At 60.5% G+C, this 24,992-nt stretch carries 19 protein-coding genes and 4 tRNA genes; 7 read left to right on the forward strand and 16 right to left on the reverse strand.

Features of this window, described 5'->3' with window-relative positions; all coding sequences use genetic code 11:
* Positions 1–30: 30 nt before the first annotated feature.
* The 10 genes from H0Z09_RS22225 to H0Z09_RS22270 form a co-directional block, all read right to left on the reverse strand.
* On the reverse strand, positions 31–1,905 hold the full coding sequence (locus tag H0Z09_RS22225; protein ID WP_186693516.1) for a SurA N-terminal domain-containing protein: 1,875 nt from the start codon (positions 1,903–1,905) through the stop codon (positions 31–33).
* Between the two features lie 231 nt (positions 1,906–2,136).
* Positions 2,137–2,409 carry an HU family DNA-binding protein gene (locus H0Z09_RS22230; RefSeq protein WP_003174819.1) on the reverse strand — a complete coding sequence of 91 codons (273 nt, stop codon included), beginning with the start codon at positions 2,407–2,409 and terminating at the stop codon, positions 2,137–2,139.
* 148 nt (positions 2,410–2,557) lie between these two features.
* Entirely contained in the window at positions 2,558–4,954 is a 2,397-nt protein-coding gene (gene lon / locus H0Z09_RS22235; RefSeq protein ID WP_186693519.1) for an endopeptidase La, read from the reverse strand.
* 173 nt (positions 4,955–5,127) lie between these two features.
* Positions 5,128–6,411: an ATP-dependent Clp protease ATP-binding subunit ClpX gene (gene clpX, locus H0Z09_RS22240; RefSeq protein WP_010209414.1), complete on the reverse strand. Its 1,284-nt coding sequence runs from the start codon at positions 6,409–6,411 to the stop codon at positions 5,128–5,130.
* Positions 6,412–6,523: 112 nt separating this feature from the next.
* Positions 6,524–7,159, reverse strand: a complete 636-nt coding sequence (clpP, locus tag H0Z09_RS22245) for an ATP-dependent Clp endopeptidase proteolytic subunit ClpP (RefSeq protein WP_076950893.1) — start codon at positions 7,157–7,159, stop codon at positions 6,524–6,526.
* Positions 7,160–7,250: 91 nt separating this feature from the next.
* A complete protein-coding gene (gene tig, locus H0Z09_RS22250) occupies positions 7,251–8,561 on the reverse strand; it encodes a trigger factor (protein WP_186693521.1) in 1,311 nt (436 codons plus the stop codon).
* Positions 8,562–8,960: 399 nt separating this feature from the next.
* Positions 8,961–9,036, reverse strand: a tRNA-His gene (locus H0Z09_RS22255).
* A gap of 77 nt (positions 9,037–9,113) precedes the next feature.
* Positions 9,114–9,198 (reverse strand) — tRNA-Leu (locus H0Z09_RS22260).
* 55 nt (positions 9,199–9,253) lie between these two features.
* A tRNA-His gene (locus H0Z09_RS22265) sits at positions 9,254–9,329 on the reverse strand.
* 32 nt (positions 9,330–9,361) lie between these two features.
* Positions 9,362–9,438, reverse strand: a tRNA-Arg gene (locus H0Z09_RS22270).
* A gap of 279 nt (positions 9,439–9,717) precedes the next feature.
* Between H0Z09_RS22270 and folD the strand changes: the two genes are divergently transcribed.
* Together folD and pbpG are read left to right on the forward strand one after the other, a co-directional pair.
* Positions 9,718–10,572: a bifunctional methylenetetrahydrofolate dehydrogenase/methenyltetrahydrofolate cyclohydrolase FolD gene (folD, locus tag H0Z09_RS22275; RefSeq protein WP_186693523.1), complete on the forward strand. Its 855-nt coding sequence runs from the start codon at positions 9,718–9,720 to the stop codon at positions 10,570–10,572.
* Between the two features lie 204 nt (positions 10,573–10,776).
* Positions 10,777–11,700, forward strand: coding sequence for a D-alanyl-D-alanine endopeptidase (pbpG, locus tag H0Z09_RS22280; protein WP_186693525.1), 924 nt, complete (start codon positions 10,777–10,779; stop codon positions 11,698–11,700).
* 140 nt (positions 11,701–11,840) lie between these two features.
* Here pbpG and H0Z09_RS22285 read toward each other — a convergent pair whose 3' ends face one another.
* Positions 11,841–12,503 (reverse strand): peptidase C39 family protein, encoded by a 663-nt coding sequence (locus H0Z09_RS22285; protein WP_186693527.1) that lies wholly within the window; start codon positions 12,501–12,503, stop codon positions 11,841–11,843.
* A 210-nt stretch (positions 12,504–12,713) separates the two neighbouring features.
* Between H0Z09_RS22285 and H0Z09_RS22290 the strand changes: the two genes are divergently transcribed.
* Entirely contained in the window at positions 12,714–12,875 is a 162-nt protein-coding gene (locus H0Z09_RS22290) for a hypothetical protein (protein WP_169377894.1), read from the forward strand.
* Here H0Z09_RS22290 and H0Z09_RS22295 read toward each other — a convergent pair.
* The gene (locus H0Z09_RS22295; protein WP_076950899.1) at positions 12,872–13,282 is read right to left on the reverse strand and encodes a hypothetical protein; all 411 of its coding nucleotides are present in this window, start codon (positions 13,280–13,282) and stop codon (positions 12,872–12,874) included. The genes H0Z09_RS22290 and H0Z09_RS22295 overlap by 4 nt on opposite strands.
* 194 nt (positions 13,283–13,476) lie before the next feature.
* Here H0Z09_RS22295 and H0Z09_RS22300 point away from each other — a divergent pair, with 194 nt between their 5' ends.
* The 3 genes from H0Z09_RS22300 to H0Z09_RS22310 are packed head-to-tail and all read left to right on the forward strand — an operon-like array spanning position 13,477 to position 19,253.
* Positions 13,477–16,698, forward strand: coding sequence for an efflux RND transporter permease subunit (locus H0Z09_RS22300; protein ID WP_186693529.1), 3,222 nt, complete (start codon positions 13,477–13,479; stop codon positions 16,696–16,698).
* Complete coding sequence (locus H0Z09_RS22305) at positions 16,688–17,857, forward strand: efflux RND transporter periplasmic adaptor subunit (protein ID WP_186693531.1); 1,170 nt, start codon at positions 16,688–16,690, stop codon at positions 17,855–17,857. Before H0Z09_RS22300 ends, H0Z09_RS22305 begins: the two co-directional genes overlap by 11 nt.
* Positions 17,841–19,253 (forward strand): efflux transporter outer membrane subunit, encoded by a 1,413-nt coding sequence (locus H0Z09_RS22310; protein WP_186693533.1) that lies wholly within the window; start codon positions 17,841–17,843, stop codon positions 19,251–19,253. Before H0Z09_RS22305 ends, H0Z09_RS22310 begins: the two co-directional genes overlap by 17 nt.
* 147 nt (positions 19,254–19,400) lie before the next feature.
* Here the strand turns inward: H0Z09_RS22310 and H0Z09_RS22315 are convergent, their stop codons facing one another.
* The 4 genes from H0Z09_RS22315 to H0Z09_RS22330 all read right to left on the reverse strand — a co-directional run bounded on the left by H0Z09_RS22315 (position 19,401) and on the right by H0Z09_RS22330 (position 23,453).
* Positions 19,401–20,231, reverse strand: a complete 831-nt coding sequence (locus tag H0Z09_RS22315; protein WP_186693535.1) for a TIGR03915 family putative DNA repair protein — start codon at positions 20,229–20,231, stop codon at positions 19,401–19,403.
* The gene (locus H0Z09_RS22320; protein WP_186693537.1) at positions 20,228–21,448 is read right to left on the reverse strand and encodes a putative DNA modification/repair radical SAM protein; all 1,221 of its coding nucleotides are present in this window, start codon (positions 21,446–21,448) and stop codon (positions 20,228–20,230) included. Before H0Z09_RS22320 ends, H0Z09_RS22315 begins: the two co-directional genes overlap by 4 nt.
* 66 nt (positions 21,449–21,514) lie before the next feature.
* A complete protein-coding gene (locus H0Z09_RS22325; protein ID WP_169377888.1) occupies positions 21,515–22,852 on the reverse strand; it encodes a SidA/IucD/PvdA family monooxygenase in 1,338 nt (445 codons plus the stop codon).
* Between the two features lie 118 nt (positions 22,853–22,970).
* Entirely contained in the window at positions 22,971–23,453 is a 483-nt protein-coding gene (locus H0Z09_RS22330; protein WP_186693539.1) for a sigma-70 family RNA polymerase sigma factor, read from the reverse strand.
* A 368-nt stretch (positions 23,454–23,821) separates the two neighbouring features.
* On the opposite strand from H0Z09_RS22330, the gene H0Z09_RS22335 reads away from it, so the two are divergent.
* Complete coding sequence (locus H0Z09_RS22335; protein WP_186693541.1) at positions 23,822–24,991, forward strand: efflux RND transporter periplasmic adaptor subunit; 1,170 nt, start codon at positions 23,822–23,824, stop codon at positions 24,989–24,991.
* Position 24,992 lies beyond the last annotated feature (1 nt).

The following is a 24,992-nucleotide window of genomic DNA, read 5'->3' on the forward strand; positions in this document are numbered from 1 at the left end:
AGACCGAGGGCTTTTTTGTTCAGACCGACATCAGTACTTCTTGATGTCAGCCTTGGTTTCCAACTGCTTGCGGTAGGCCGCGAAATCCTGCTGGCCGATACGGGAAGCGAGGAAGCGGCGGTATTGCGCCTTTTCTTCGTCCGTCGGGGCAGCGGCTTCATTGACACCGTTCAAGCGCACGATCACCAGGCTGCCGTCAGCCAGGGTCACGGTGGTGAAGGTCGGCTTGTCCTTGGCCGCAGGCTTGGGCATGCGGAACAGGGCTTGCAACACGGCAGGGTCGATCGCTTCCTGGCTACGGGTAGCCGCTTCAGTGACCTTCCACGCCTGACCGTCTACCGGCTGGTTCAGCGGGGTCTTGCCATCACGCAGGCTGGCGATCAACTCGTCGGCGTGGGTCTTGGCAGCTGCGCTGGCGCGTTCCTTGGCCATCTGCGTGCGAATCGCCGCGGACACGCTCTCCAGCGGCAGTTGCGCAGGTTTGCGGTGCTCTTTGGCACGCAGCACGATGATGGTTTCCGGGTCCAACTCGATGGCGCTGCTGTTGGCACCCTCATTGAGCACTTCCGGGCTGAACGCTGCAGTGACCACGGCACGGTTGGCTGCAACACCTTCGCCACCTTCACGGCCAAACGGCGCGGAGGTGTGCACGGTCAGCTTCAGGTCGGAGGCCGGCTGGGCCAGGTCGGACGCTTCGAATGCCGCATCTTCCAATTGCTTGGTCGCTTCGACAAAACGCTGCTCGACCTGCTGGGTCTTGAGCTCCTTGGTCAGCTTGTCCTTCAGGCTGGCGAACGTCGGCACTTGCGGTGCTTCAACGCCCAACAGCTTGATCAGATGCCAACCGAAGGTGCTGCGCACCGGCGCCGAAACCTGGTCCTTGTTCAACGCGTACAAGGCGGTTTCGAAGTCCGGGTCGTACACGCCAGGGCCGGCAAAGCCCAGATCGCCGCCCGTGTTGGCCGAACCTGGATCCTGGGAGAATTCCTTGGCCAGGGCTTCGAACTTCTCGCCCTTGGCCAGGCGCGCCTGGATTTCTTCGATCTTGGCCTTGGCTTGCGCGTCGCTGACCTTGTCGTTGACTTCGATCAGGATGTGCGCCGCGCGACGCTGTTCAGCGAGGTTGGCGGTTTCTTTCTGATAGGCAGCCTGCAGCTCCTCGTCCTTGACGCTGACCTGGTCGAAGAAGGACGACTTCTTCAGTTCCAGGTAGTCGATGACCACTTGATCAGGGGTCATGAACTCTTGGGCGTGCTGGTCGTAGTAAGCCTTGACCTCGTCGTCGGTGAGTTTCACCGCCGCAGGGTTGGCCTTGATGTTGACCGTGGCGAAATCGCGGGTCTGCTTTTCCAGACGGGCGAATGCCAGTACTTCGGCGTCGGTCACGAAACCGCTGCCGGCGATGCCTGCGCGAACCTGGCCTATCAGCATTTCCTGGGTCAGCATCTGACGGAATTGCAGACGGCTATAGCCCAGTTGACGAATCACCTGGTCAAAGCGTTCGGCGTTGAATTTGCCTTCCACCTGGAATTCCGGCGTCTGCAGGATCACCTGGTCCAGCGCGGCTTCAGAGAAGCCAAACTTGGAATCGGTGGCACCTTGCAGCAGCAGCTTGCGATCGATCAGGCTTTTGAGGGCCGCCTCGCGCAGCAGTTTTTCGTCCAGCAGGGAAGCATCGAAATCCTTGCCCAGCTGTTGCATCAACTGGCGACGTTGCATGTCGACAGCCTGGCTCAGTTCGGTCTGGGTGATTGCCTCACCATTGACCTTGGCCACGTCCTGCTTACTGTTACCCGAAGCCTGGAAAATGGCTTCGATACCGGTGAACGCCATCAATGCGACGATGATCCCGATGATGGTCTTGGCAATCCAGCCTTGTGAATTGTCCCTGATATTTTGCAGCATGCGTCCCCCAGAAACGGTTGAACTTCAAAAATAGGCAACCGTGGAGCGTGGGTAGAGTCCGGATAGAAGAAAGGCGCATCCGAGGATGCGCCTTCTCGTAACTGGCGGAGCGGACGGGGGTTTGAACCCACACCCCCGGCGTGGCGACCCGATGGATACATGGGTCGGCTGCCGCTCCGCTGCCAGGCCGAACCTGCGTTCGACCCGGGTAGGTAAAGGCTTGATCGGAGCTTAGTTAACGGCTTCTTTCAGGGCTTTGCCGGCTTTGAAACCTGGTTTCTTGGCAGCAGCGATTTGCAATGCTTTGCCAGTCTGTGGGTTACGGCCAGTGCGAGCTGGGCGATCAGTCACAGAGAACGTACCGAAGCCTACCAGTACCACGGAGTCGCCGGCCTTCAGAGCGCCAGTGACGGATTCGATTACTGCATCCAGCGCACGGCCGGCAGCAGCTTTCGGGATATCAGCGGATGCAGCGATAGCATCAATCAGTTCCGACTTGTTCACTCTAAGTCCCCTTATATATCTATTGAGTATAATTCTAAGTTTTTTGGTAAAAGCAAAAACCAGTGCTGAATGGCCTACAGACACTTAAGAGCCGCTTTATAACAAGGGCTCTAAAAAGCTGTCAAGGAAGCCCCCAGGCTTATTCGCATTAATGCGTGCTAATTCTTTCCTTGGAATCAGACTCGCGTTTTTCATCTTTCGCGACAATCTCCGGAGCCACATCCGGCAAGGGCTCCGGCGCGTATTGCAGCGCAATTTGCAGGACCTCGTCAATCCATTTAACCGGTTTAATCTGAAGATCCTGCTTGATATTGTCAGGAATTTCCTTCAAGTCGCGAACATTCTCTTCCGGAATGATCACCGTCTTGATACCGCCACGGTGTGCGGCGAGCAATTTCTCTTTCAGGCCACCGATCGCCAATACCTGACCACGCAGGGTAATTTCCCCGGTCATTGCGACATCGGCGCGCACCGGAATGCCGGTCAATGCCGACACCAGGGCCGTGCACATGCCCACGCCGGCGCTGGGGCCGTCTTTGGGCGTCGCGCCTTCCGGCATATGGATGTGGGTGTCGTGCTTCTCGTGGAAGTCCAGGGGAATCCCCAGGCTCCGGGCGCGGCTGCGCACCACGGTCTGCGCGGCGGTGATGGATTCGACCATCACGTCACCCAACGAACCGGTCTTGATCAGTTGGCCTTTGCCTGGGATGACTGCGGCTTCGATGGTCAGCAATTCGCCACCCACCTGAGTCCACGCCAGCCCTGTCACCTGCCCGACCTGATCCTGCTGTTCGGCCAGCCCGTAGCGGAATTTCTTCACGCCCAGGAAGTGCTCAAGGGAGTCGGCAACCACCTTCACCGAGAAGCGTTTTTCCAGTGAATGCTCCTTGACCGCTTTGCGGCAGATCTTCGCGATCTGGCGCTCCAGGCCCCGAACACCGGCCTCGCGGGTGTAGTAACGGACGATGTCGCGGATCGCTTCGACGTCAATTTCGATCTCGCCCTTCTTCAGACCGTTGGCCGAAATCTGCTTGGGCGCGAGGTATTTGACGGCGATATTGATCTTCTCGTCTTCGGTGTAACCCGGCAGACGAATCACTTCCATCCGGTCCAGCAACGCAGGCGGGATGTTCATGGAGTTGGAGGTGCACAGGAACATTACATCGGACAGGTCGTAGTCGACTTCCAGGTAATGGTCGTTGAAATTGTGGTTCTGCTCCGGATCGAGCACTTCGAGCAAGGCCGATGCCGGATCGCCCCGCATGTCGCTGCCCATTTTGTCGATTTCATCGAGCAGGAACAGCGGGTTGCGCACGCCGACTTTGGTCATCTTTTGAATCAATCTTCCTGGCATCGAACCGATGTACGTCCGGCGATGACCACGAATTTCCGCCTCGTCACGCACGCCACCCAGGGCCATGCGCACAAACTTGCGGTTGGTTGCACTGGCAATCGACTCGGCCAGGGAGGTTTTACCAACGCCAGGCGGACCGACCAGGCACAACACCGGACCGCGAATCTTCTTCACGCGCTTTTGCACGGCGAGGTATTCGAGGATGCGTTCCTTGACCTCTTCAAGACCATAATGGTCGGCATCGAGGATTTCTTCGGCACGGGCCAGGTCCAGGCGCACTTTGGTCTGAGCCTTCCACGGCACCTGCACCAGCCAGTCGATGTAGGAGCGCACCACGGTGGCTTCGGCCGACATCGGCGACATTTGCTTGAGCTTGTTCAGCTCGGCGGTGGCTTTGGCCAGGGCGTCTTTGGGCAGGCCGGCAGCATCGATGCGCTTTTTCAGCTCTTCGATCTCGTTGTGGCCTTCCTCGCTGTCGCCGAGTTCCTTCTGAATGGCCTTCATCTGCTCGTTCAGGTAGTACTCGCGCTGGCTGCGCTCCATTTGTTTCTTCACCCGGCCACGGATGCGCTTTTCGACCTGCAACAGGTCAATTTCCGCATCCAGCAGCGCCAGCACATGTTCAACACGGGCCGACAGGTCGATGATTTCGAGGATGTCTTGCTTCTGCTCGATTTTCAGCGCCATGTGCGCCGCCATGGTATCAACCAGGCGACCAGGCTCATCAATGCTGTTGAGGGAAGACAGGACTTCAGCCGGGACCTTCTTGCCCAACTGCACATACTGCTCGAACTGCGAGAGCAGGCTGCGTACAAAGACTTCGGACTCGCGCTCAGGGGCTTCGACTTCGTCGATCAGCGCCACTTCGGCGCGCAGGTGGCCATCCACCTCCATGAAGCGCTCGACCGCACCGCGTTGCTCGCCTTCCACCAGCACCTTGACGGTGCCATCAGGCAGCTTGAGCAGTTGCAGCACGGTGGCAACGGTACCGACGCGATACAGGGCATCTTCGCCTGGATCATCGTCAGCAGGATTTCTCTGGGCCAACAGCAGGATTTGCTTGTCGCCCGTCATCGCGGCCTCGAGGGCTTCGATAGACTTCTCGCGCCCCACGAACAGCGGGATAACCATGTGCGGATAGACGACGACATCACGCAACGGCAGGAGAGGCAATTCAATGGTTGTCTTCATGATTTCGCCTCTATGACAGTTGAAAAATAAACATGAAACCAAGATGGGGGCTGCTTGCGAAAAAAACAAGCTTATTGCCAGCAGTTAAACGCAGTAAACACTCGGGCGTAAAAAACGCCGAAAAAACAAAGGGGCCCTGAAGGCCCCTTGTTTATACCGAACCTGCGAAACGCTTACGCGTCTGGCGCAGCCTTGGCAGCCGGCTCACTGTTTTCGTAGATATACAGTGGCTTGGACTTACCTTCTATGACGCTTTCGTCGATCACCACTTTACTCACCTCGGACTGCGAGGGGATTTCGTACATGGTGTCGAGCAACACGCCTTCAAGGATCGAACGCAGGCCACGTGCACCGGTCTTGCGCTCCAGTGCCCGCTTGGCCACTGACTTGAGTGCGTCGGTACGGAACTCGAGGTCCACGCCTTCCATCTCGAACAGCTTGGCGTATTGCTTGGTCAGGGCGTTTTTCGGCTCGGTGAGGATCTGGATCAAAGCCGCCTCATCCAACTCGTCCAACGTGGCCAGGACCGGCAGACGACCGACGAATTCCGGGATCAGACCGAACTTGACCAGATCGTCAGGCTCGACTTCACGCAGGGACTCGCCCACCTTCTTGCCTTCTTCCTTGCTGCGCACTTCCGCACTGAAACCAATGCCGCCGCGCGTCGAGCGCTGCTGGATAACTTTCTCCAGACCGGAGAAGGCGCCACCACAGATAAACAGGATGTTGCGCGTATCGACCTGCAGGAATTCCTGCTGCGGGTGCTTACGGCCGCCTTGTGGCGGTACGGAAGCCACCGTGCCTTCGATCAGCTTCAACAGGGCTTGCTGCACGCCTTCACCGGAAACGTCCCGGGTGATCGACGGGTTGTCCGACTTGCGCGAGATCTTGTCGATTTCATCGATGTAGACAATACCCATCTGGGCCTTCTCTACGTCGTAGTCGCACTTTTGCAGCAGTTTCTGAATGATGTTCTCGACATCCTCGCCCACGTAGCCAGCCTCGGTGAGGGTGGTGGCGTCGGCGATGGTGAAGGGAACGTTCAGCAGGCGAGCGAGGGTTTCTGCAAGCAGGGTTTTACCCGAGCCTGTAGGACCGATCAGCAAGATGTTGCTCTTGCCGAGTTCGACTTCGTCGCCTTTCTTGTCACGCTGGTTCAAACGCTTGTAGTGGTTGTACACCGCTACGGCCAGAACCTTCTTTGCACGCTCTTGACCAATCACGTACTGGTCAAGGATGCCGCTGATTTCTTTAGGCGAAGGCAATTTATGCGCGCTGCTTTCGGCCTGGGCTTCCTGCACCTCCTCACGGATGATGTCATTGCACAGGTCGACGCACTCGTCGCAGATAAAGACCGAGGGGCCGGCAATCAACTTGCGTACTTCATGCTGGCTTTTGCCACAGAAGGAGCAATAAAGCAGCTTGCCGTTGTCCTCGCCGTTGCGGGTGTCAGTCATTCGTTCGATCCAAATCCGATAGGCTTGCAACACAAGATGAAGGCTTATGCGGGCTTTTTCAAGCCCGCCAGTGGTCGGACATGCCGACCAGCCCTATTTTGAGCAGCTTATATTAAGCGGGGCGCTGGCTGATTACTGCGTCGATCAACCCGTATTCACGTGCGGCTTCGGCGCTCATGAAGTTGTCGCGGTTGGTATCGCGCTCGATTTCTTCCAGGGTGTGCCCGCTGTGCTTGGCCATCAGCGTGTTGAGACGCTCGCGAATAAACAGGATTTCCTTGGCGTGGATTTCGATATCCGACGCCTGGCCCTGGAAACCGCCCAGTGGCTGGTGAATCATCACGCGCGAGTTCGGCAGGCAGTAACGCTTGCCTTCGGCACCTGCGGTCAGCAGGAACGCGCCCATGCTGCACGCCTGGCCAATGCAGGTCGTCGAAACATTGGGCTTGATGAACTGCATGGTGTCGTAGATCGACATACCCGCCGTTACCGAACCGCCTGGGGAGTTGATGTAGAGATGGATGTCCTTGTCCGGGTTTTCCGCTTCAAGGAACAGCAGCTGCGCACAGATCAGGTTGGCCATGTAGTCCTCTACCGGGCCCACCAGAAAGATCACTCGCTCCTTGAGCAGGCGGGAGTAGATGTCGTAGGCGCGTTCGCCACGAGCGGACTGCTCGACAACCATCGGGACCAGGCCGCCAGCGGCCTGGATATCAGAGTTCTGCTGAATATAGGAATTACGGAACATGCTCTGCAGTTACTCCCAAATAGTCATGTCTTGAAAACGCATAAGCCAGCGCGAGGCTGGCTTATGGTTGAATTTCCAACGAGTTGGACAATCAGTCGGCTTGTGCTGCTTCCGCCGGCTTGACTGCTTCTTCGTAAGAGACCGCTTTATCGGTCACCTTAGCCTTCTGCAGAACAGTATCCACAACTTGTTCTTCCAGCACAACCGAACGTACTTCGTTCAGCTGCTGGTCGTTCTTGTAGTACCAGGACACGACCTGCTCAGGCTCCTGGTAGGCCGAAGCCATTTCCTGGATCATTTCGCGAACGCGGTCTTCGTCAGGCTTGAGGTCGAACTGCTTGACCACTTCAGCCACGATCAGGCCCAGCACGACGCGGCGCTTGGCTTGCTCTTCGAACAGCTCGGCCGGCAGCTGGTCAGGCTTGATGTTGCCACCAAACTGCTGGACCGCTTGGACGCGCAGGCGATCCACTTCGTTGGACAGCAGGGCCTTCGGCACTTCGATCGGGTTGGCGGCCAGCAGACCGTCCATGACCTGGTTCTTGACCTTGGACTTGATGGCCTGGCGCAGCTCGCGCTCCATGTTCTTGCGAACTTCGGTGCGGAAGCCTTCGATCCCGGTTTCCTTGATACCGAATTGAGCGAAGAATTCTTCGTTCAGCTCAGGCAGCTTAGGCTCGGAAACACTGTTGACGGTCACGGTGAACTCGGCGGCTTTGCCGGCCAGGTCCAGGTTCTGGTAGTCAGCCGGGAATTCCAGGTTCAGAACGCGCTCTTCACCGGCCTTGGCGCCAACCAGGCCGTCTTCGAAGCCTGGGATCATGCGGTTGGAACCCAGCACCAGTTGAGTGCCCTTGGCGGAGCCGCCAGCGAATACTTCGCCGTCAACCTTGCCCACGAAATCGATGTTCAGCTGGTCTTCGTTCTGGGCGGCACGCTCGGCCACTTCGAAACGGGTGTTCTGCTTGCGCAGGATTTCCAGCATATTGTCCAGGTCCGAATCAGCGACTTCGGCGCTCAGGCGCTCGATTTCGATGCCTTCAAAACCGGCCACTTCAAACTCGGGGAACACTTCGAAGGTTGCAACGTATTCCAGGTCCTTGCCCGCTTCCAGGGACTTGGGCTCGATCGACGGCGAACCAGCCGGGTTCAGCTTTTGCTCAACCACTGCTTCGTAGAAAGAAGCCTGGATCACGTCGCCGACAGCTTCCTGGCGCGCATCGGCACCAAAACGACGCTTGATTTCGCTCATCGGCACTTTGCCTGGACGGAAACCAGCGATCTTGGCCTTCTGGGCAGTCTGCTGCAGACGCTTGTTGACCGCAGTCTCGATACGCTCAGCCGGCACGGTGATGCTCAGGCGGCGCTCGAGAGCAGTAGTATTTTCAACAGAAACTTGCATGGATATTCCTCGTTGCACAGACGTTAGCCGGCCATTTCCGACCCCAATCAAGGGCATGCATTCTAGTGGGTCAAACTCAAGAAGTCACCCTACTGAAAATACGCCCGGAAACCGCCGGCAATTTATCGGTACGAAGGCACGGATGCACCTCGCCCCGGTGACAAATACTGCCAAGTACGCCAGGGCTCTGCGCCGCCCCTCCCTAATATGGAAGAAGTCGTCATCCAGCACCCTGGCAGCCAGCCCCCGAACAGGGCCGGCAGGCAACGCGGCATCATCGAGACACATAAATACGACGAAGCGCCCTGCCGTTGCGGCCCAATCACTGCAGCCGCTGGATATTCGAACCGCTGAAACCAAAAAAGGCGCCAGACTGTTAAATCTGGCGCCTTTCGAATATGGGGTGGACGAAGGGGATCGAACCCTCGACAACGGGAGTCACAATCCCGTGCTCTACCAACTGAGCTACGCCCACCATATTGCGTTAACAAAGAAACCAAACCACTTCTTTGTCGAGCCCGGCCCTGCCTTTCGACGGGGCCAAGCTTTATTTGGTGCGGATGAAGAGACTCGAACTCTTACGCCTCGCGGCGCTGGAACCTAAATCCAGTGTGTCTACCAATTCCACCACATCCGCGCTTGAAGCTCTTAAAGCAAAGGCGCCAGACGGTTAATCTGGCGCCTTTCAAATATGGGGTGGACGAAGGGGATCGAACCCTCGACAACGGGAGTCACAATCCCGTGCTCTACCAACTGAGCTACGCCCACCATCTAACGCTACTTGTGCCAAAGCTGCCTAATGGCGCACCCGGCAGGACTCGAACCTGCGACCATCCGCTTAGAAGGCGGATGCTCTATCCAGCTGAGCTACGGGCGCCTTATTAATCTGTACTCTTGGAGGATTACAAACTAAGTGCTTCCAGCCTTGCAGAACAACATTCTATTCTGCTTGACCTTCTCAACCAGTGCTAGGCTGTGCCCGACAAGTGCGACGAATAGTATAGACGCCCTCGAAACCCGTCAAATCTTTTTTAAAAAAAACTGATTTTATTTAAGGGCTTAGGGCAATTTGCGGACCAAGCGCCTTTGCCCTCACGTCCTGGCATGCGAGAATGCGCGCACTTTTCTTCCCCCTCTCGATGGTTAATCACGCGTAATGACTGCACAACTTATCGACGGCAAATCAATCGCCGCCAGCCTGCGCCAGCAGATCGCCAAACGAGTCACCGAGCGCAGCCGGCAAGGCCTGCGCACGCCTGGCCTCGCGGTGATCCTGGTCGGCAGCGATCCTGCCTCTCAGGTTTATGTCTCGCACAAGCGTAAAGACTGTGAAGAGGTCGGCTTTATTTCCAAGGCCTACGACTTGCCTGCCGAGACTACCCAGCAGGCGCTTACCGACCTGATCGACAGCCTCAATGACGACCCGGCGATGGACGGCATTCTGCTGCAACTGCCACTGCCCGAGCACCTGGACGCCTCCAAACTGCTGGAGCGCATCCGTCCCGACAAGGATGTCGACGGTTTCCACCCTTATAACGTCGGCCGCCTGGCCCAGCGTATCCCGTTGCTGCGCCCGTGCACCCCGAAAGGCATCATGACCCTACTGGAAAGCACCGGCGTCGATTTGTATGGCCTCGATGCGGTGGTGGTCGGCGCATCCAATATCGTCGGCCGCCCGATGGCGATGGAACTGCTGCTGGCCGGCTGCACCGTGACCGTCACCCACCGCTTCACCAAGGACCTTGCCGGGCACGTTGGCCGCGCTGACCTGGTGGTGGTCGCCGCCGGCAAGCCGGGGCTGGTCAAGGGTGAGTGGATCAAGGAAGGCGCCATCGTCATCGACGTTGGGATCAACCGCCAGGACGACGGCAAACTGGTGGGCGACGTGGTGTACGACACCGCCCTGCCCCGCGCCGGTTGGATCACCCCCGTGCCAGGCGGCGTCGGCCCGATGACCCGCGCCTGCCTGCTGGAAAACACCTTATACGCCGCAGAGACCCTGCACGGTTAATAACCAGGCGTACTGAAAAAGCCCTGCCTTATCGCAGGGCTTTTTATTGTCGACAATAAAACCTTTTTTCTTAGTTTTTAGTCACTTTCATCGGGTTCCAGAAGAACATTCGACAGTTTCTGATCCATACTCCTAAAATGTAACGGCATTTATCAAAAAACCGTTTCCCAACGGCACTCATTACTTTTTAGCGAGTTCATCCGCGTGAAAATTCGTCTTTCTATTGTCAGCCTGTTTTTTGCTCTCACAGGCACCTTCGCGCACGCCGCCGAAACCATCCAGGCCCCGCGTGACACCTCCAAACTGCAGATCGCTTCCGGCAGCGCCATGCTGGTGGACCTGCAGACCAACAAAGTCATCTATTCCAGCAACCCTGACGTGGTGGTGCCCATCGCTTCGGTGAGCAAATTGATGACCGGCCTCATCGTGCTCGAGGCCAAGCAGAATATGGACGAATACATCGACATCAACATCAGCGACACGCCGGAGATGAAGGGTGTGTTCTCGCGCGTGAAGATCGGCAGCCAGATGCCGCGCAAGGAAATGCTGCTGATCGCCCTGATGTCTTCGGAGAACCGCGCCGCCGCAAGCCTGGCGCATCACTACCCAGGTGGCTACGCGGCCTTTATCGCGGCAATGAACGCCAAGGCCAAGGCGCTGGGCATGACCAGCACCCACTACGTCGAGCCCACCGGCCTGTCGATCCACAACGTGTCCACCGCCCGCGACCTGAGCAAACTGCTGGCCGCCGCGCGCCACTATCCGCTGCTCAGCCAACTGAGCACCACGAAGGAGAAGACCGTGTCGTTCCGCAAGCCCAACTACACCCTGGGCTTCTCCAACACCGATCACCTGATCAACCGCGCCAACTGGGACATCAAGCTGACCAAGACCGGTTTCACCAACCAGGCCGGCCACTGCCTCGTGCTGGTGACCAGCATGGGTAACCGCCCGGTGTCGTTGGTGATCCTCGATGCCTTCGGCAAATTCACCCACTTTGCCGATGCCAGCCGTATCCGCAATTGGGTCGAAACCGGCAAAAGCGGCTCGGTGCCGGACGTGGCGTTGCGCTACAAGGCCGACAAAAACCTGAAGAACCGCGCGAACGCTGCAGAAGTTCGTCGCTAAACACACAATATTATGTGGGAGCGAGCTTGTGTGGGAGCTGGCTTGCCTGCGATAGCATCATCGCGATATCACTGAAACACCTCGGTGCCTGCATCGCGGGCAAGCCCGGCTCCCACATTGGATCAGCGCTGTTTCAGCATTTACTTGCGCTCTTCCAACACCTTGAGTGCCTGCGCCGCCGCGCGCTCCTGCCCCGCCTGGGCAGTGGCATTGGCCGAATCGCGCCAGCGTTGCGCATCCACATTGGCCGGTAACTGGCTTGGGCGCTGGGTGAGGATCCCCCAACTCCCGGCGCTTTTCCATTTCGACTCAAAGTCGCTGAAACTCATCTGCAGGCGGCGGTCCATGCCCGAGCGCAGCAACACGGTGCTTTTCTGCTGATTGAACCCCAGCACGACCACGTAGCGCGCGTCAGACCACATCCCGCCGCCGATCCGCGCCATCACCGGGTAACCCGCCGCCACTTGCGCCAGCACCGCAGTCAGCTTGGCATCCAGCGGATACACCATCAGCCCGTACTCGCGCGCCAGCACTTGCATGTTGCGCTCAAGGTCAGCCTCGGCGCCCGGCAAATGCAGCGGTTTATCCAGCAGCCCCGGTGTCATGACAATGCCTTGTTGCGACAGCATGCTGGCTAAAGACGCGGGACCGCCCTGGTAAGCCTCGCCGCGAAAGGTCGGCACGCCATTGAGTTCGACACGCTCGGGCAAGCCCGCCAGCCTTGATGGGGTGGCGGAACAGGCTGCGAGCCCCAAGGCACAGGCCAGCAATACGGATGTTTTAAGGTTCGACCGTAACCGCAATTTTCTACTCTCTTGATCAACTGCCGGTAAAGGCCTTGATCATAGGGCGCCCCGACATGCGGGTATAGCCTGCAGGCTTACTAAAGGGCGCGGATAGAGCAAAGAAGTTGGACCGACACGACCATTGGTCAATAGCAGGCAACCGCCGGCTGGCTAGACTGTCCATTGAGAAGACTGTGTGTGCCCCCTGCGGGGCGAAAGGAGGCCCGGATGAGCCTTGCAACAACGATTTTCCTGTTGGTCTGCGGTTGGCTGTCGGTTGCCGGCGCCATGTTGTGGGGGGTGCTGCGTATTACCCGCCGGCACCACCACCCCCACGTCAAACCCGCTTCGCCCGCCAAGCCCCACAAGGCGGCGGTGCATCACGCCTAGCCAGGCATGCAATTGAAGTCCTGGGTGGCCGCGACTTCCTTGCCGTGGCCATCCTCCAGGGACGCGCGCACGGTGGTACCCAGACTGGACTCCACCAAGGTGTAATGCTCGCCCGCCTTGAAATGCTTGTACTCGACCCGGCCCTGGCAGTCCTGTTGGTTGTCGTCACCGGGTTCCTCCTCGAATAACGTCACATCCAGGCGATGGTCCCCCGGCGTTACTTCAAAAAAACGTCCGTCATCGACGCGTTTTCCGTCTACCCGCTCAGCCATCAGATCGTTCGGGGCTTCTTCCTTCAAACCAATCCACGCTTCGCTCGGGTCCGCCTTGGGGATGGGGCCGGCGCACGCCGATAACAGCAGCGCAGCACCGAGGGCGGGAATCAACAACAAGGGTTTGAGTGACATGGCAGGGCTCCAAAAAAGACGATGTGTGCGATGGGCTGCAAGCTTGGTGAGCGAACCGGTGCAGCACAAATGAATCCTTGTGAAACGATCTTCAGGCCCTGCCTAAATGTTCCTTCACCTGGCTGAAAGGTGCGTGTTAGGTGGGTCGCGCAAGACTGCCGGGGTTTGCAACCCTGCACCAAGGAGGTTCACGCATGCTCGGGCTGGTAAAGACCGCACTGCACAAGCCGTACACGTTTATCGTGTTGGCCATCTTCATCTGCATCATCGGGCCGATGGCGGCCCTGCGTACCCCCACTGACGTGTTCCCGGATATCGGCATCCCCGTGGTCGCCGTGGTGTGGCAATACAACGGCCTGTCGCCGGACGCCATGGCCGGTCGGGTGATCTACACCTACGAACGCTCCCTGAGCACCACCGTCAACGACATCGAACACATCGAGTCGCAATCGCTGCCCGGCATGGGCATTGTCAAGATCTTCTTCCAGCCCGGCGTGGATATCCGCACCGCCAACGCCCAAGTCACGGCGGTGTCACAGACCGTGCTCAAGCAGATGCCGCCGGGCATCACGCCGCCGCTGATCCTCAACTACAGCGCCTCCACGGTACCGATCCTGCAAATGGCGTTTTCCAGCCCGAGCCTGTCGGAAGCCAGGATTCGCGACCTGGTGCAGAACAACATCCGCCTGCCGTTGAGCGCCCTGCCCGGCCTGGCCATGCCGACCCCCATGGGCGGCAAGCAACGCCAGATCACCCTCGACCTCGACCCGCAGGCACTGGCCGCCAAAGGCCTGTCGGCGCAGGATGTGGGCAACGCCCTGGCGCTGCAGAACCAGATCATCCCGGTGGGCACCGCCAAACTCGGTCGCAACGAATACACGATACTGCTCAATAACAGCCCCAAGGCGATCGATGAGCTCAACGACCTGCCGATCAAGACCGTCGACGGTGCGCTGATTACCATCGGCCAAGTCGCCCACGTGCGCGACGGCTCGCCGCCGCAGACCAACATCGTGCGCGTCGACGGCCACCGCGCGGTGCTGATGCCTGCGTTGAAAAACGGCAGCATCAGCACCCTGTCGATTATCGACGGCATCCGCGGGATGTTGCCGCGCATCAACGAAACCCTGCCACCCTCGCTGAAGACCTCGCTGCTGGGCGATGCCTCGGTGTTCGTCAAGCAATCGGTGGGCAGTGTGGCCCAGGAAGGCATTATTGCCGCGCTGCTGACCAGTGCGATGATCCTGCTGTTCCTCGGCAGTTGGCGCTCGACCCTGATCATCGCCGCATCGATCCCCCTGGCCGTACTCGCGGCCATCGCGTTGCTGGCGGTGTCCGGGCAAACCCTCAACGTGATGACTCTCGGCGGGCTGGCCTTGGCCGTGGGGATCCTGGTGGACGATGCCACGGTGACCATCGAGAACATCAATTGGCACTTGGAACAAGGCAAGGCGGTGAAGACCGCGATCCTCGACGGCGCCGCGCAAATTGTCGGCCCGGCGTTCGTCTCGTTGCTGTGCATCTGCATCGTGTTCGTGCCGATGTTCCTGCTGCAAGGCATCGCCGGCTACCTGTTCCGGCCAATGGCCCTGGCGGTGATCTTTGCCATGGCCAGTTCGTTTGTCCTGTCGCGCACGCTGGTGCCGACCCTGGCGATGTTCCTGCTCAAGCCGCATACGCCGGAGCAAGGCGCCGGGCATCACCCGGAAGATCAATTCATCAATCATCACGAAGGTGAACAGCACCGGAAACCGCGCAACGCCGCACTGCAATCATTGTTGAATTTCCAGCAGGGTTTCGAACGCCGTTTCTCGGCTATCCGCGATACCTATTACGGTCTGCTGAGCTTGGCGCTGGGTAATCGCAAGCGCTTTATCCTGGGATTTCTTGCCTGCGTACTCGCCTCATTCCTGCTGCTGCCGAGCCTGGGGCAGGATTTTTTCCCGCCCACCGACGCCGGCGCCCTGGCCCTGCATGTGCGCTTGCCGCTGGGTACGCGCATCGAGGAAAGCGCCGCCGCCTTCGACCGCATCGAAGCGCGCATTCGTGAAGTGATTCCCGCCGAAGAGCTCGACACCATCGTCGACAATATCGGCATCCCGCTGAGCGGCATTGACATGGCCTACAGCAGCAGCGGCACCATCGGTCCGCAGGATGGCGATATTCAGGTCAGCCTGAAAAAGCACCACGCGCCCACCGCCGACTATGTGAAAAAACTGCGCGAAGCCTTGCCGCAAAGCTTCCCCGGCAGCCACTTTGCGTTCCTGCCCGCTGACATCAGCAGCCAGATCCTCAACTTCGGCGCCCCTGCCCCGCTGGACGTGAAGATCTCCGGGCGCAGCGATGAAGAGAACCGCGCCTATGCGGCGGAACTCGAACGCCGCTTGCGACACGTAGCGGGCATCGCCGATCTGCGTCTCCAGCAGTCCACCGGCTACCCTTCGTTACAGGTCAACGTCGACCGCATGCGCGCCAATGGCCTGGGCATAACCGAGCGCGACGTGACCAACAGCATGGTTGCCTCACTCGCTGGCAGTTCGCAGACCGCGCCGACGTTCTGGCTCAATCCGGCCAACGGCGTGTCGTACTCCATCGTCGCCGCCACCCCGCAATACCGCCTCGACAGCTTGCCCTCGCTGGAAGCCCTGCCGGTGACCGGCGCCGACGGCCAATCGCAGATCCTTGGCGGCCTGGCCAGCATTTCCCGCGTGCAAAGCCCGGCGGTGGTGACCCACTACAACATCGAACCGACCCTGGACCTGTACGCCAACGTACAAGGCCGCGACCTCGGCGGCGTGGCGCGCGATGTGCAAAAAGTATTGGATGACAGCGCGTCGCTGCGCCCCAAAGGCGCGGTGATCAGCCTGCACGGGCAGATCGATGCGTTGCATGAAGCGTTCAGTGGCTTGAGCCTGGGCCTGCTCGGCGCGGTGGTGCTCATCTATCTGCTGATCGTGGTCAATTTCCAATCCTGGGCCGACCCGTTTGTGATCATCACCGCGCTACCGGCGGCGCTGGCGGGAATCGTGTGGATGCTGTTCCTCAGCGGTACCTCGTTGTCGGTACCGGCGCTGACCGGGGCCATCCTGTGCATGGGCGTGGCCACCGCCAACTCGATCCTGGTGGTGAGTTTCTGCCGAGAACGCCTGGCCGACCATGGCGATGCGTTGAAGGCTGCGCTCGAAGCCGGCTACACGCGCTTTCGCCCGGTGTGCATGACCGCGCTGGCGATGATCATCGGCATGCTGCCCCTGGCGATTTCCGAGGAGCAGAACGCCCCCCTCGGGCGAGCCGTGATCGGTGGTTTGATCTTCGCCACCCTCGCCACGTTGTTGTTTGTTCCCGTGGTCTTCAGCCTGGTCCACGGTCGTCACCCTACTCGCGCAACTGCTGGAGAAACGCCTCATGTCGCCTGATCACAAACCCTCGCGCAAGCGTCTGATGCTCATGGGGGCGGGTGGCCTGACCCTGGCCGCCCTATTGGTCGCCAACGGCCTGCACGCCCGCACGCTGCACGAACGATCGGTGAGCGCCTGGACCGAAACCGCCGCCGTCGCGCAAGTGATGGTGTTTGAACCGCAACAGAACGTTGCCGGCGATACCCTGCGCTTGCCCGCGCACCTGGAAGCGTGGAGCAAGGCACCGATCCACGCCAGGGTCAGTGGCTATCTGAAGGAGTGGAAGGCCGACATCGGCAGCCAGGTCAAGGCCGGACAGATTCTCGCCGAGATCGACAGCCCCGACCTCGACCAGCAACTGGCCCAGACCCACGCCCGCCTGGAACAGGAGCAAGCCAATGCACGCCTGGCGGAAACCACCGCCACGCGCTGGCAGCACCTGCTGGCCAGCCACTCGGTGTCGCGTCAGGAGGCCGACGAAAAAACCTCCAATGCCGCCGCTGCCAAGGCCAATGCCGAAGCCGCCGCTGCCGACTACGCCAGGCTCACCGCGCTGGAAAGCTACAAGACCCTGCGCGCGCCGTTTGCCGGCACCATCACCGCGCGCAATACCGATATCGGCCAGTTGATCAAGGCCGACAGCGACAGCGATCCAGAGCTGTTCGACCTGGCCGACACCCACCAATTGCGCCTGTATGTACCGGTGCCGCAGAACTACGCCGGTGTCATCCGGCCTGGCCTTGAAGCCGAGCTGAGCGTGCCCGAACATCCCGGCGAACACTTCAAGGCGCGCCTGATCGGCGACTCTACCGCCATCGACCGGCGCTCCGGCACGCTGCTCGCGCAGTTCGTGGCAGACAACCCCAACGGCCAATTGCTGCCCGGCGATTACGCCGAAGCCACCTTGCCGATTCCAGCGGACACCCATGGGGTGAGCATCCCGGCCAGCGCGTTGATCTTCCGCGCCCAAGGCACCCAAGTGGCGTTGCTGGACGCGCAGAACCATGTGCACCTGCAGGGCATCCACATCGGCCTGGACCTGGGCGAGCGCCTGGTGGTCGACCAGGGCCTGAAACCCACCGACCGCGTGGTCGACAACCCGCCCGACGCCCTGCGTGAAGGTGACCCAGTGCAACTGGCCAACGCCTCGGGAGGCACGCATGCGCCCGCGGCTTAAACCCATCGCAGCCTTGATGCTGCTGGCGTTGCAAGGCTGCTCACTGGCGCCCGCTTACAAGGCGCCGACGATTGACCTGCCCACCCACTATCGCGAACAGACCGGCGATGGCCCTTGGCACAGCGCGCAACCGTGCGACCTACTGGCGCCCGAGTGGTGGAAACTCTACAACGACCCGCGCCTGGATGACCTGCAACAGCGACTGCTCAAGGCCAACCCGGACCTGGCAGCGGCACTGGCGCACTTCGATGCGTCCCAGGCGTACGCCAGCCAATTGCGGGCCGGGTTGTTCCCGCAGATCTCCGCCAGCGCGCAACCCCTGCGCCAGCGCCAATCAGACTCACGGCCACTGCGCGGGAGTACGCAACCGTCGGTGTACAAGAGCGACACCGCCGGTTTTTCGCTGAGCTACGACCTCGACCTGTGGGGCAAAGTCCGCAACCAGGTGGCCGCCGGCAATGCCCAGGCGCAAGCGTCTGGCGACGACTTGGCCGCTGCGCGCCTGAGCCTGCAGCATCAGTTGGCAACCTTGTACGTGCAGCTCAATGGCCTGGACGCACAGGCGCGGATTCTCAACAGTTCGCTGCAGGATTTCAGCCAGGCGCTGCAACTGACCCGCAGCCGCTATGAAGGCCAGATTGCATCGGAGCTGGACCTTACTCGTGCGCAAAACCAGTTGGCCCAAGCCAAGGCGCAATGGGATGACGTGCGCGGCCAACGCAACCTTACCGAGCATGCCATCGGAGAATTGGTGGGTGTGGCCGCCAGTGATTTCACATTGGCGCCGAGCCAAGGGTTAATGAAACTGCCGAAGATGCCTGCGCAATTGCCAAGCCACCTGCTGCAACGGCGCCCGGACATCGCGGCGGCGGAACGCCGGGTGTTTGCCGCCAATGCCAATATCGGCGTGGCCAAGGCGGCGTGGTATCCGGATTTCAGCCTGACCGGGCTGATCGGCGGGCAGACGCAAGGCGTCGGCAATCTGCTGTCGGCGAGCAATCGCTACTGGGCGCTGGGGCCGCTGGTCAACATGCCGATCTTTGATGGCGGCCGACTGAGCGCCAATGAGCGCCAAGCCAACGCCGAGTTTGAAGAAGCCTCGGCGCACTACCGTAGCCAGGTACTCAAAGCGGTGCGGGAGGTGGAAGACAACCTGGCGCAACTGCGGGACTTGCAGCAGCAAGCGCAGGATGAACAGGCGGCGGCGGATGCCGCGCAGCACACGCAGTCATTGGCGATGAACAGCTATCAAGCCGGGGCAGTGAGTTACCTGGATGTGGTGACCGCGCAGACAGCGGCATTGCAGGCACAGCGGACATTGCAGGCTGTGCAGACGCGGCAGTTGCAGGCGAGCGTGGGGCTGGTGACTGCCTTGGGTGGCGGTTGGCGGCGCTGACTTGTCTCGATTGACTTGTGTAGTGAGCGGGCTTGTCCCGCGCTGGGTGGCGAAGCGACCCCAAACCAGGCGATTCGGTTTTAACCGGAATCTGGAGGTGTCTTTGTTGGGGCGGCTTCGCCACCCAGCGCGGGACAAGCCCGCTCACTACAAGGGGCTTGGGATTTTCTTTCCGGGCCGGGCGCCAATCAGTTTTGCCTGGCCGTCCTTCTGCTTCCCCGTGCGCGCTTCACTGATCAAGCCCGGGATCAACTTGCCCTCCGGCAGGTTCTTCCAGAAGCGGCTCGGCAAGTGCCCCTCCATCACCTTGGGGTTCAACCGCGCCGGGTTGAAGATGTGGCTGTAGTAGGTCAGCCACATCGCACTGTGCGGGTCCTCGACATTCTGCGCCAGTTGCCGCCATGCCTCGGGGCACTCGCGCTGGTGGATAAGCTGCTCACCGTCGTAATACACCCCGTCCAGCGGCGTGGCGATCATCCAGCGATGGCGCCCCATGCGCCCGACAAAATGCTGGCTGGCGGATTTCAGGATGTCGTGCGCCGGTTCGTGCCAAGCCACGTATTCCGGCAAGTCGGGGCCCGCATCCGCGGGTAAGGCGATAAAGCGCACAAACGCATGCAGGTGGTGCGCTTCACGGCTGACCTGCTTGATCCGCCGCTGCAACTCACTGCCCAGCTTGTCCCCCGCCAGCATCGCCGTGCGATCGCCATGGCTGACGCGCCACAACACTTCATACAACAGGCTCCAGCGCTGATCGCCGTGGTAACAGGCGGCCGATTCCAGCAGTTCCAGCAAGGCCTTGGGCACCCGTGTCTGGAACGGCCCCAGCCCTTCGGGAATGGGCTGGTCAGTGGCAAACAGATCGGCCACTTCGGCTTCACCCCAGCTCACCTGGCTGGGGTCGACCTGATGGCTGAGCAACCAGCGCGCCTGCTCGCGCCAGGTGCTGAACAGGTTGCCGCATTCCAGGCTGATCATCCCCACAATCCCATCTGCTGCGGCGCCGGGCGGTCGCGCAACTGTTCGCGCAGCAATACGCTGGTGCTTTCGGCCTGTTGCGGGTGGTAGTCGCTGGTGATGAAGAACGGCTTGGCCTTGGCCAGTACGCAGCGCATGCGTGCCAGGTCTTCGAAGCGGATCTTGCGTTCACGGCGCAGGTCCACCAGGCGCTGGGTGGTGCGCAGGCCAATGCCCGGAATGCGTGCGATCAAGGTGGGCTCGGCGCGGTTCAGGTCCAGGGGGAACACCTCGCGGTGTTCCAGGGCCCAGGCCAGCTTGGGGTCGATATCCAGTGCCAGGTGGCCGGGGCCCTTGAACAGCTCGTTGGCGCTGAAGCCATAGCTGCGCAACAGGAAGTCGGCCTGGTACAGGCGGTGCTCGCGCATCAAAGGCGGTGCCGCCAGGGGAACGCTCTTCGGACTGTTGGGGATGGGACTGAAGGCCGAGTAATACACGCGGCGCAGCTTGAAGTTGCCGTACAACGCCTCGGCACCATGGAGGATGGTGGCGTCGTCGGTGTCGTCGGCGCCGACGATCATCTGCGTGCTCTGCCCGGCCGGCGCGAAACGCGGCGCACGGGGTTCGTTGAGCACCGTCTGCTCGCCGGTGTAGATGGTCTGCATGGCCTGCTTGATCGAGACGATCTGTTTTTCCGGCGCCAGGGTCTGCAGGCTCGCCTCGGTGGGCAGTTCGATATTCACGCTCAGGCGGTCGGCATAACGCCCGGCTTCGGCGATCAGCGCCGGGTCCGCGTCGGGAATGGTCTTGAGGTGGATATAACCGCGAAAGTCATGCTCTTCGCGCAACAGTTTGGCGACCCGCACCAACTGCTCCATGGTGTAGTCGGACGAACGGATGATGCCGGAGCTGAGAAACAACCCGCTGACGCAATTGCGCCGGTAGAAATCCAGGGTCAGGGTGACCACCTCCTCCGGGCTGAAACGCGCGCGGGGCACGTCGCTGGAGCGGCGGTTGACGCAGTATTGGCAGTCGTAGAGACAGAAGTTGGTGAGCAGCACCTTGAGCAACGACACGCAGCGCCCGTCCGGCGTGTAGCTGTGGCAGATGCCCATGCCATCGGTGGAACCCAGCCCCGCCTTGCCCTCGGAGCTGCGCTTGGGCGCGCCGCTGCTGGCGCACGAGGCGTCGTACTTGGCGGCGTCGGCGAGGATGCTGAGTTTTTCGATCAACTGCATGGAAGGTTACCGATACTGGTTTTTTGTACAGTATCGGCCAACCCTCCTGCTCACAAGCGCAGCTGGTCAGCTCGCGGTAGCCAGCAACAAGTCCTGCACCGAGCGGCCCTGGCCACGCCCACGGTCCAGTGCATACAACGACGCCGCAATTTCATCCGCCCGGATCGGCAGCACCGACAGCAAGGTATCGCTCAAGCCGTGGCTGGCCTGGCTGAAACCCTGGATATAGATGCCGGCGTTGCAACGCTCATCGGTGACGATGCGGTAGTCGCGCGCCACTTCAAAGTCGCCCAGGTAGGCTTCCAGCGGCGCCAGCAAGGCGCGGTGCGTCTGGCGCTCGTAGCCGGTCGCCAGGATCACCGCATCGTAGTGATTGACGCTGGTTTCACCGCTGGCGTTGTTACGCAGCGCCAGTTCGATGCCCAGCGGGCCGGCGGTGGCCTTTTCGACCACGGTCATGGTACGGAACGCCTGGCGGGCGATGCCGGAGACTTTCTGACGGTAGAAGATGCCGTAGATACGCTCGATCAGATCCAGGTCAACCACCGAATAGTTGGTGTTCTGGTACTCGGCGACCAGGCGCTCGCGCTCGGCGCCCTCCTGCTGGAACACCAGGTCGGTAAAGGCCGGCGAGAACACTTCGTTGACGAACGGGCTGTCATCGGCGGGCTTGAGCGCCGACCCGCGCAGGATCATGTCGACCTGCACCGACGGGAAGCTGTCGTTGAGGTCGATAAACGCCTCGGCCGCGCTCTGGCCTCCACCGATGATGGCGATACGCATGGCCTTGCCCTCGACGCACGGCTGCGAGGCCAGGCGCTCCAGGTATTGCGAATGGTGGAACACGCGGTTATCGCCCTTGAGCGCCTTGAACGCCTCGGGAATGCGTGGCGTGCCGCCGGCGCTGACCACCACCGAACGGGTGGTACGCACATGCTGCTCGCCCAGCGCATCGCGGGAAATCACGCGCAGCGCTTCAACCTGCTGCTGATGCAGGATCGGCTCGATGGCCAGCACTTCCTCGCCATAGCGCGCCTGGGCCTGGAACTGCCCCGCCACCCAGCGCAGGTAGTCGTTGTACTCCATGCGGCACGGGTAGAAGGTGCCCAGGTTGATGAAGTCCACCAGGCGGTCGTGGGCCTTGAGGTAATTGACGAAGGAATACGGGCTGGTGGGGTTGCGCAGGGTCACCAGGTCCTTGAGGAACGAAATCTGCAGTTCGCTCTGGGTCACCAGGGTATTGCCGTGCCAGCGGTAGTCGGCCTGTTTGTCGAGAAACAGCACGTCGAGTTTGCCCTGGGCCTTTTCGCGCTCCTGCAGGGCGATGGCCAGCGCCAGGTTCGAAGGGCCGAAACCGATACCGATCAGGTCGTGAACCGCGGGCGAAGCAATTGCCTGTGTCATTCCAGTGTCCTCTGGATAAGCCCCTTGGCGGTGGGGCGGAATACCTTCAAGACCTGCACAACAGGTCATGTGTTGATAGGAAACGAGGACAGTGAAATAAAATTTAACTAACAGCGGGTCAGCAGGCTTCCCACTCGCGCATCCGCACCCGGCAGTGCTTCATGGCGTTGACGATGTGTTTCTCCACCAGCGCGCGGGAAATACACAGGCGCTGCGCGATCTGCAGGTGAGTCAGGCCCTCGAGCTTGCGCAGCAGAAAGCTGTCGCGACAGGCCGGCGACAGCTCGGCCAAGGCACGTTCGAGCAGTTCCAGGCGCTGGCCATGGTCGTGCTGGGTGTGCGGCGAGCTGGTGGCGAAGCGTTCTTCGGCGTCAAGCACATCCAGCGGTTCGACCTGACGCAAGGCGTTGCGGCGGTGACCGTCGATCACCAAATTGAGGGCGGTGCGGTACAAAAAGGCGCGGGGTTGTTCGATGGGGACCTGGCTGGAACGTTCCAGCACCCGGACATAAGCGTCATGCACCACATCTTCGGCCACCTGACGGTTGCCCAGCTTGGCGTTGAGGAAACACACCAGCTCGCGATAGTAGTTTTCCAACATGACTCCCGACCGCCGGGTGGCGGCATTAGGCCCTTGGGTGCGAAAGAAGACAGCGTTTGTAGGAGCGAGCTTGCTCGCGAAGGTCGTAAACGATAACGCGCACATTCAGGAAGAACGCATAGCCTGGGTGCTCTTCGCGAGCAAGCTCGCTCCTACAAGAAATCAAGCCACTCAGTAATGGCAGATTGGCTACGTGCAATTTATAGTAATTCTCATCTACTTTTAAGCACACTTGCCTCAATGGACGATAATTTTCTTCGAGGGAGCTGTAACCGCTTGTGTAACCGCCTAAATCTGCGTGCAATTCCCTCGTTTACTTGTCAGCTCCCCGCAACCGCGGTCCGAACTTTCCTGGCTGGAACCAAAGCATGAAACGCCCTCGACCTGCCCGACGCGCCTTGCTGGCTATCGCGTGCCTGCTCCCCATCATCGCCATCGCGGCCTGGCAGGTGCTGCCGCCGGGGCGTGACGCGCTCACCACCGTGACCGTCAGCCGCGGCAACATCGAAAACAGCGTGACCGCCCTGGGCACCCTGCAACCACGCCGCTACGTGGACGTCGGCGCCCAGGCATCCGGGCAGATTCGCAAAATCCACGTCGAGGCCGGCGACCAGGTCCAGGAAGGCCAACTGCTGGTGGAGATCGACCCGTCCACGCAACAGGCCAAGCTCGATGCCAGCCGCTACGCCATCGAAAACCTCAACGCCCAGTTGCAGGAGCAGAGGGCCCAGCACGAGCTGGCGCGCCAGAAATACCAGCGCCAGCAACGCTTGGCCGCTGGCAACGCCACCCGTGAAGAAGACGTACAAACCGCCAGCGCGGAACTCAAGGCCACCCAGGCCCGGATCGACATGTACCAGGCCCAGATCCGCCAGGCCCGGGCCAGCCTGCGCAGCGACGAGGCGGAACTGGGCTACACGCGCATCTACGCGCCCATGGCCGGCACCGTCGTGGCGGTGGACGCACGGGTCGGCCAGACCCTCAATGCGCAGCAGCAGACGCCGCTGATCCTGCGCATCGCCAAATTGTCGCCGATGACCGTGTGGGCAGAAGTCTCCGAGGCCGATATCGGTCACGTCAAACCCGGCATGACCGCGTATTTCACCACCCTCAGCGGCGGCAACCGACGCTGGACCAGCACCGTGCGGCAGATCCTGCCGATCCCGCCCAAGCCGTTGAACGAAACCCAGGGCAGCGGCAGCCCCAACAGTTCCAATAAAAGCGGCAGTGGCCGCGTGGTGCTGTACACCGTGTTGCTGGACGTGGACAACAGCGACAACGCACTGATGGCGGAGATGACCACCCAGGTGTTTTTCGTCGCCAGCCAGGTCAAGGACGCCCTCACCGCACCCGTTGCCGCGTTGCAAGGCACTTCCAGCGCCGACCGACAGATCGCGCGGGTCGTGTTGAAAAACGGCCGTATCGAAGAACGCCACGTGCAGCTGGGCATCAGCGACCGCCTGCGCGTCCAGGTGCTCGACGGCCTGGACGAAGGCGATCAACTGCTGATCGGCCCGGCCGACGGCAGCGGGGGTTGAG

This window comes from Pseudomonas sp. SWRI18 (genome assembly GCF_014268345.1).
GTDB classification, from domain to species: Bacteria; Pseudomonadota; Gammaproteobacteria; order Pseudomonadales; family Pseudomonadaceae; genus Aquipseudomonas; species Aquipseudomonas cedrina.

Bases quoted from the DNA above. Each gene is read 5' to 3' on its own strand.
- H0Z09_RS22320 (WP_186693537.1), bottom strand. From the start codon at position 21,448: ATGCAGTTGATCGAAAAACTCAGCATCCTCGCCGACGCCGCCAAGTAC.
- H0Z09_RS22295 (WP_076950899.1), bottom strand. From the start codon at position 13,282: ATGTCACTCAAACCCTTGTTGTTGATTCCCGCCCTCGGTGCTGCGCTG.
- H0Z09_RS22335 (WP_186693541.1), top strand. From the start codon at position 23,822: ATGAAACGCCCTCGACCTGCCCGACGCGCCTTGCTGGCTATCGCGTGC.
- clpX (WP_010209414.1), bottom strand. From the start codon at position 6,411: ATGACTGACACCCGCAACGGCGAGGACAACGGCAAGCTGCTTTATTGC.
- H0Z09_RS22300 (WP_186693529.1), top strand. From the start codon at position 13,477: ATGCTCGGGCTGGTAAAGACCGCACTGCACAAGCCGTACACGTTTATC.
- H0Z09_RS22330 (WP_186693539.1), bottom strand. From the start codon at position 23,453: ATGTTGGAAAACTACTATCGCGAGCTGGTGTGTTTCCTCAACGCCAAG.
- H0Z09_RS22225 (WP_186693516.1), bottom strand. From the start codon at position 1,905: ATGCTGCAAAATATCAGGGACAATTCACAAGGCTGGATTGCCAAGACC.
- clpP (WP_076950893.1), bottom strand. From the start codon at position 7,159: ATGTTCCGTAATTCCTATATTCAGCAGAACTCTGATATCCAGGCCGCT.
- H0Z09_RS22315 (WP_186693535.1), bottom strand. From the start codon at position 20,231: ATGATCAGCCTGGAATGCGGCAACCTGTTCAGCACCTGGCGCGAGCAG.
- lon (WP_186693519.1), bottom strand. From the start codon at position 4,954: ATGAAGACAACCATTGAATTGCCTCTCCTGCCGTTGCGTGATGTCGTC.
- tig (WP_186693521.1), bottom strand. From the start codon at position 8,561: ATGCAAGTTTCTGTTGAAAATACTACTGCTCTCGAGCGCCGCCTGAGC.
- H0Z09_RS22290 (WP_169377894.1), top strand. From the start codon at position 12,714: ATGAGCCTTGCAACAACGATTTTCCTGTTGGTCTGCGGTTGGCTGTCG.
- H0Z09_RS22310 (WP_186693533.1), top strand. From the start codon at position 17,841: ATGCGCCCGCGGCTTAAACCCATCGCAGCCTTGATGCTGCTGGCGTTG.
- folD (WP_186693523.1), top strand. From the start codon at position 9,718: ATGACTGCACAACTTATCGACGGCAAATCAATCGCCGCCAGCCTGCGC.
- H0Z09_RS22305 (WP_186693531.1), top strand. From the start codon at position 16,688: ATGTCGCCTGATCACAAACCCTCGCGCAAGCGTCTGATGCTCATGGGG.
- H0Z09_RS22325 (WP_169377888.1), bottom strand. From the start codon at position 22,852: ATGACACAGGCAATTGCTTCGCCCGCGGTTCACGACCTGATCGGTATC.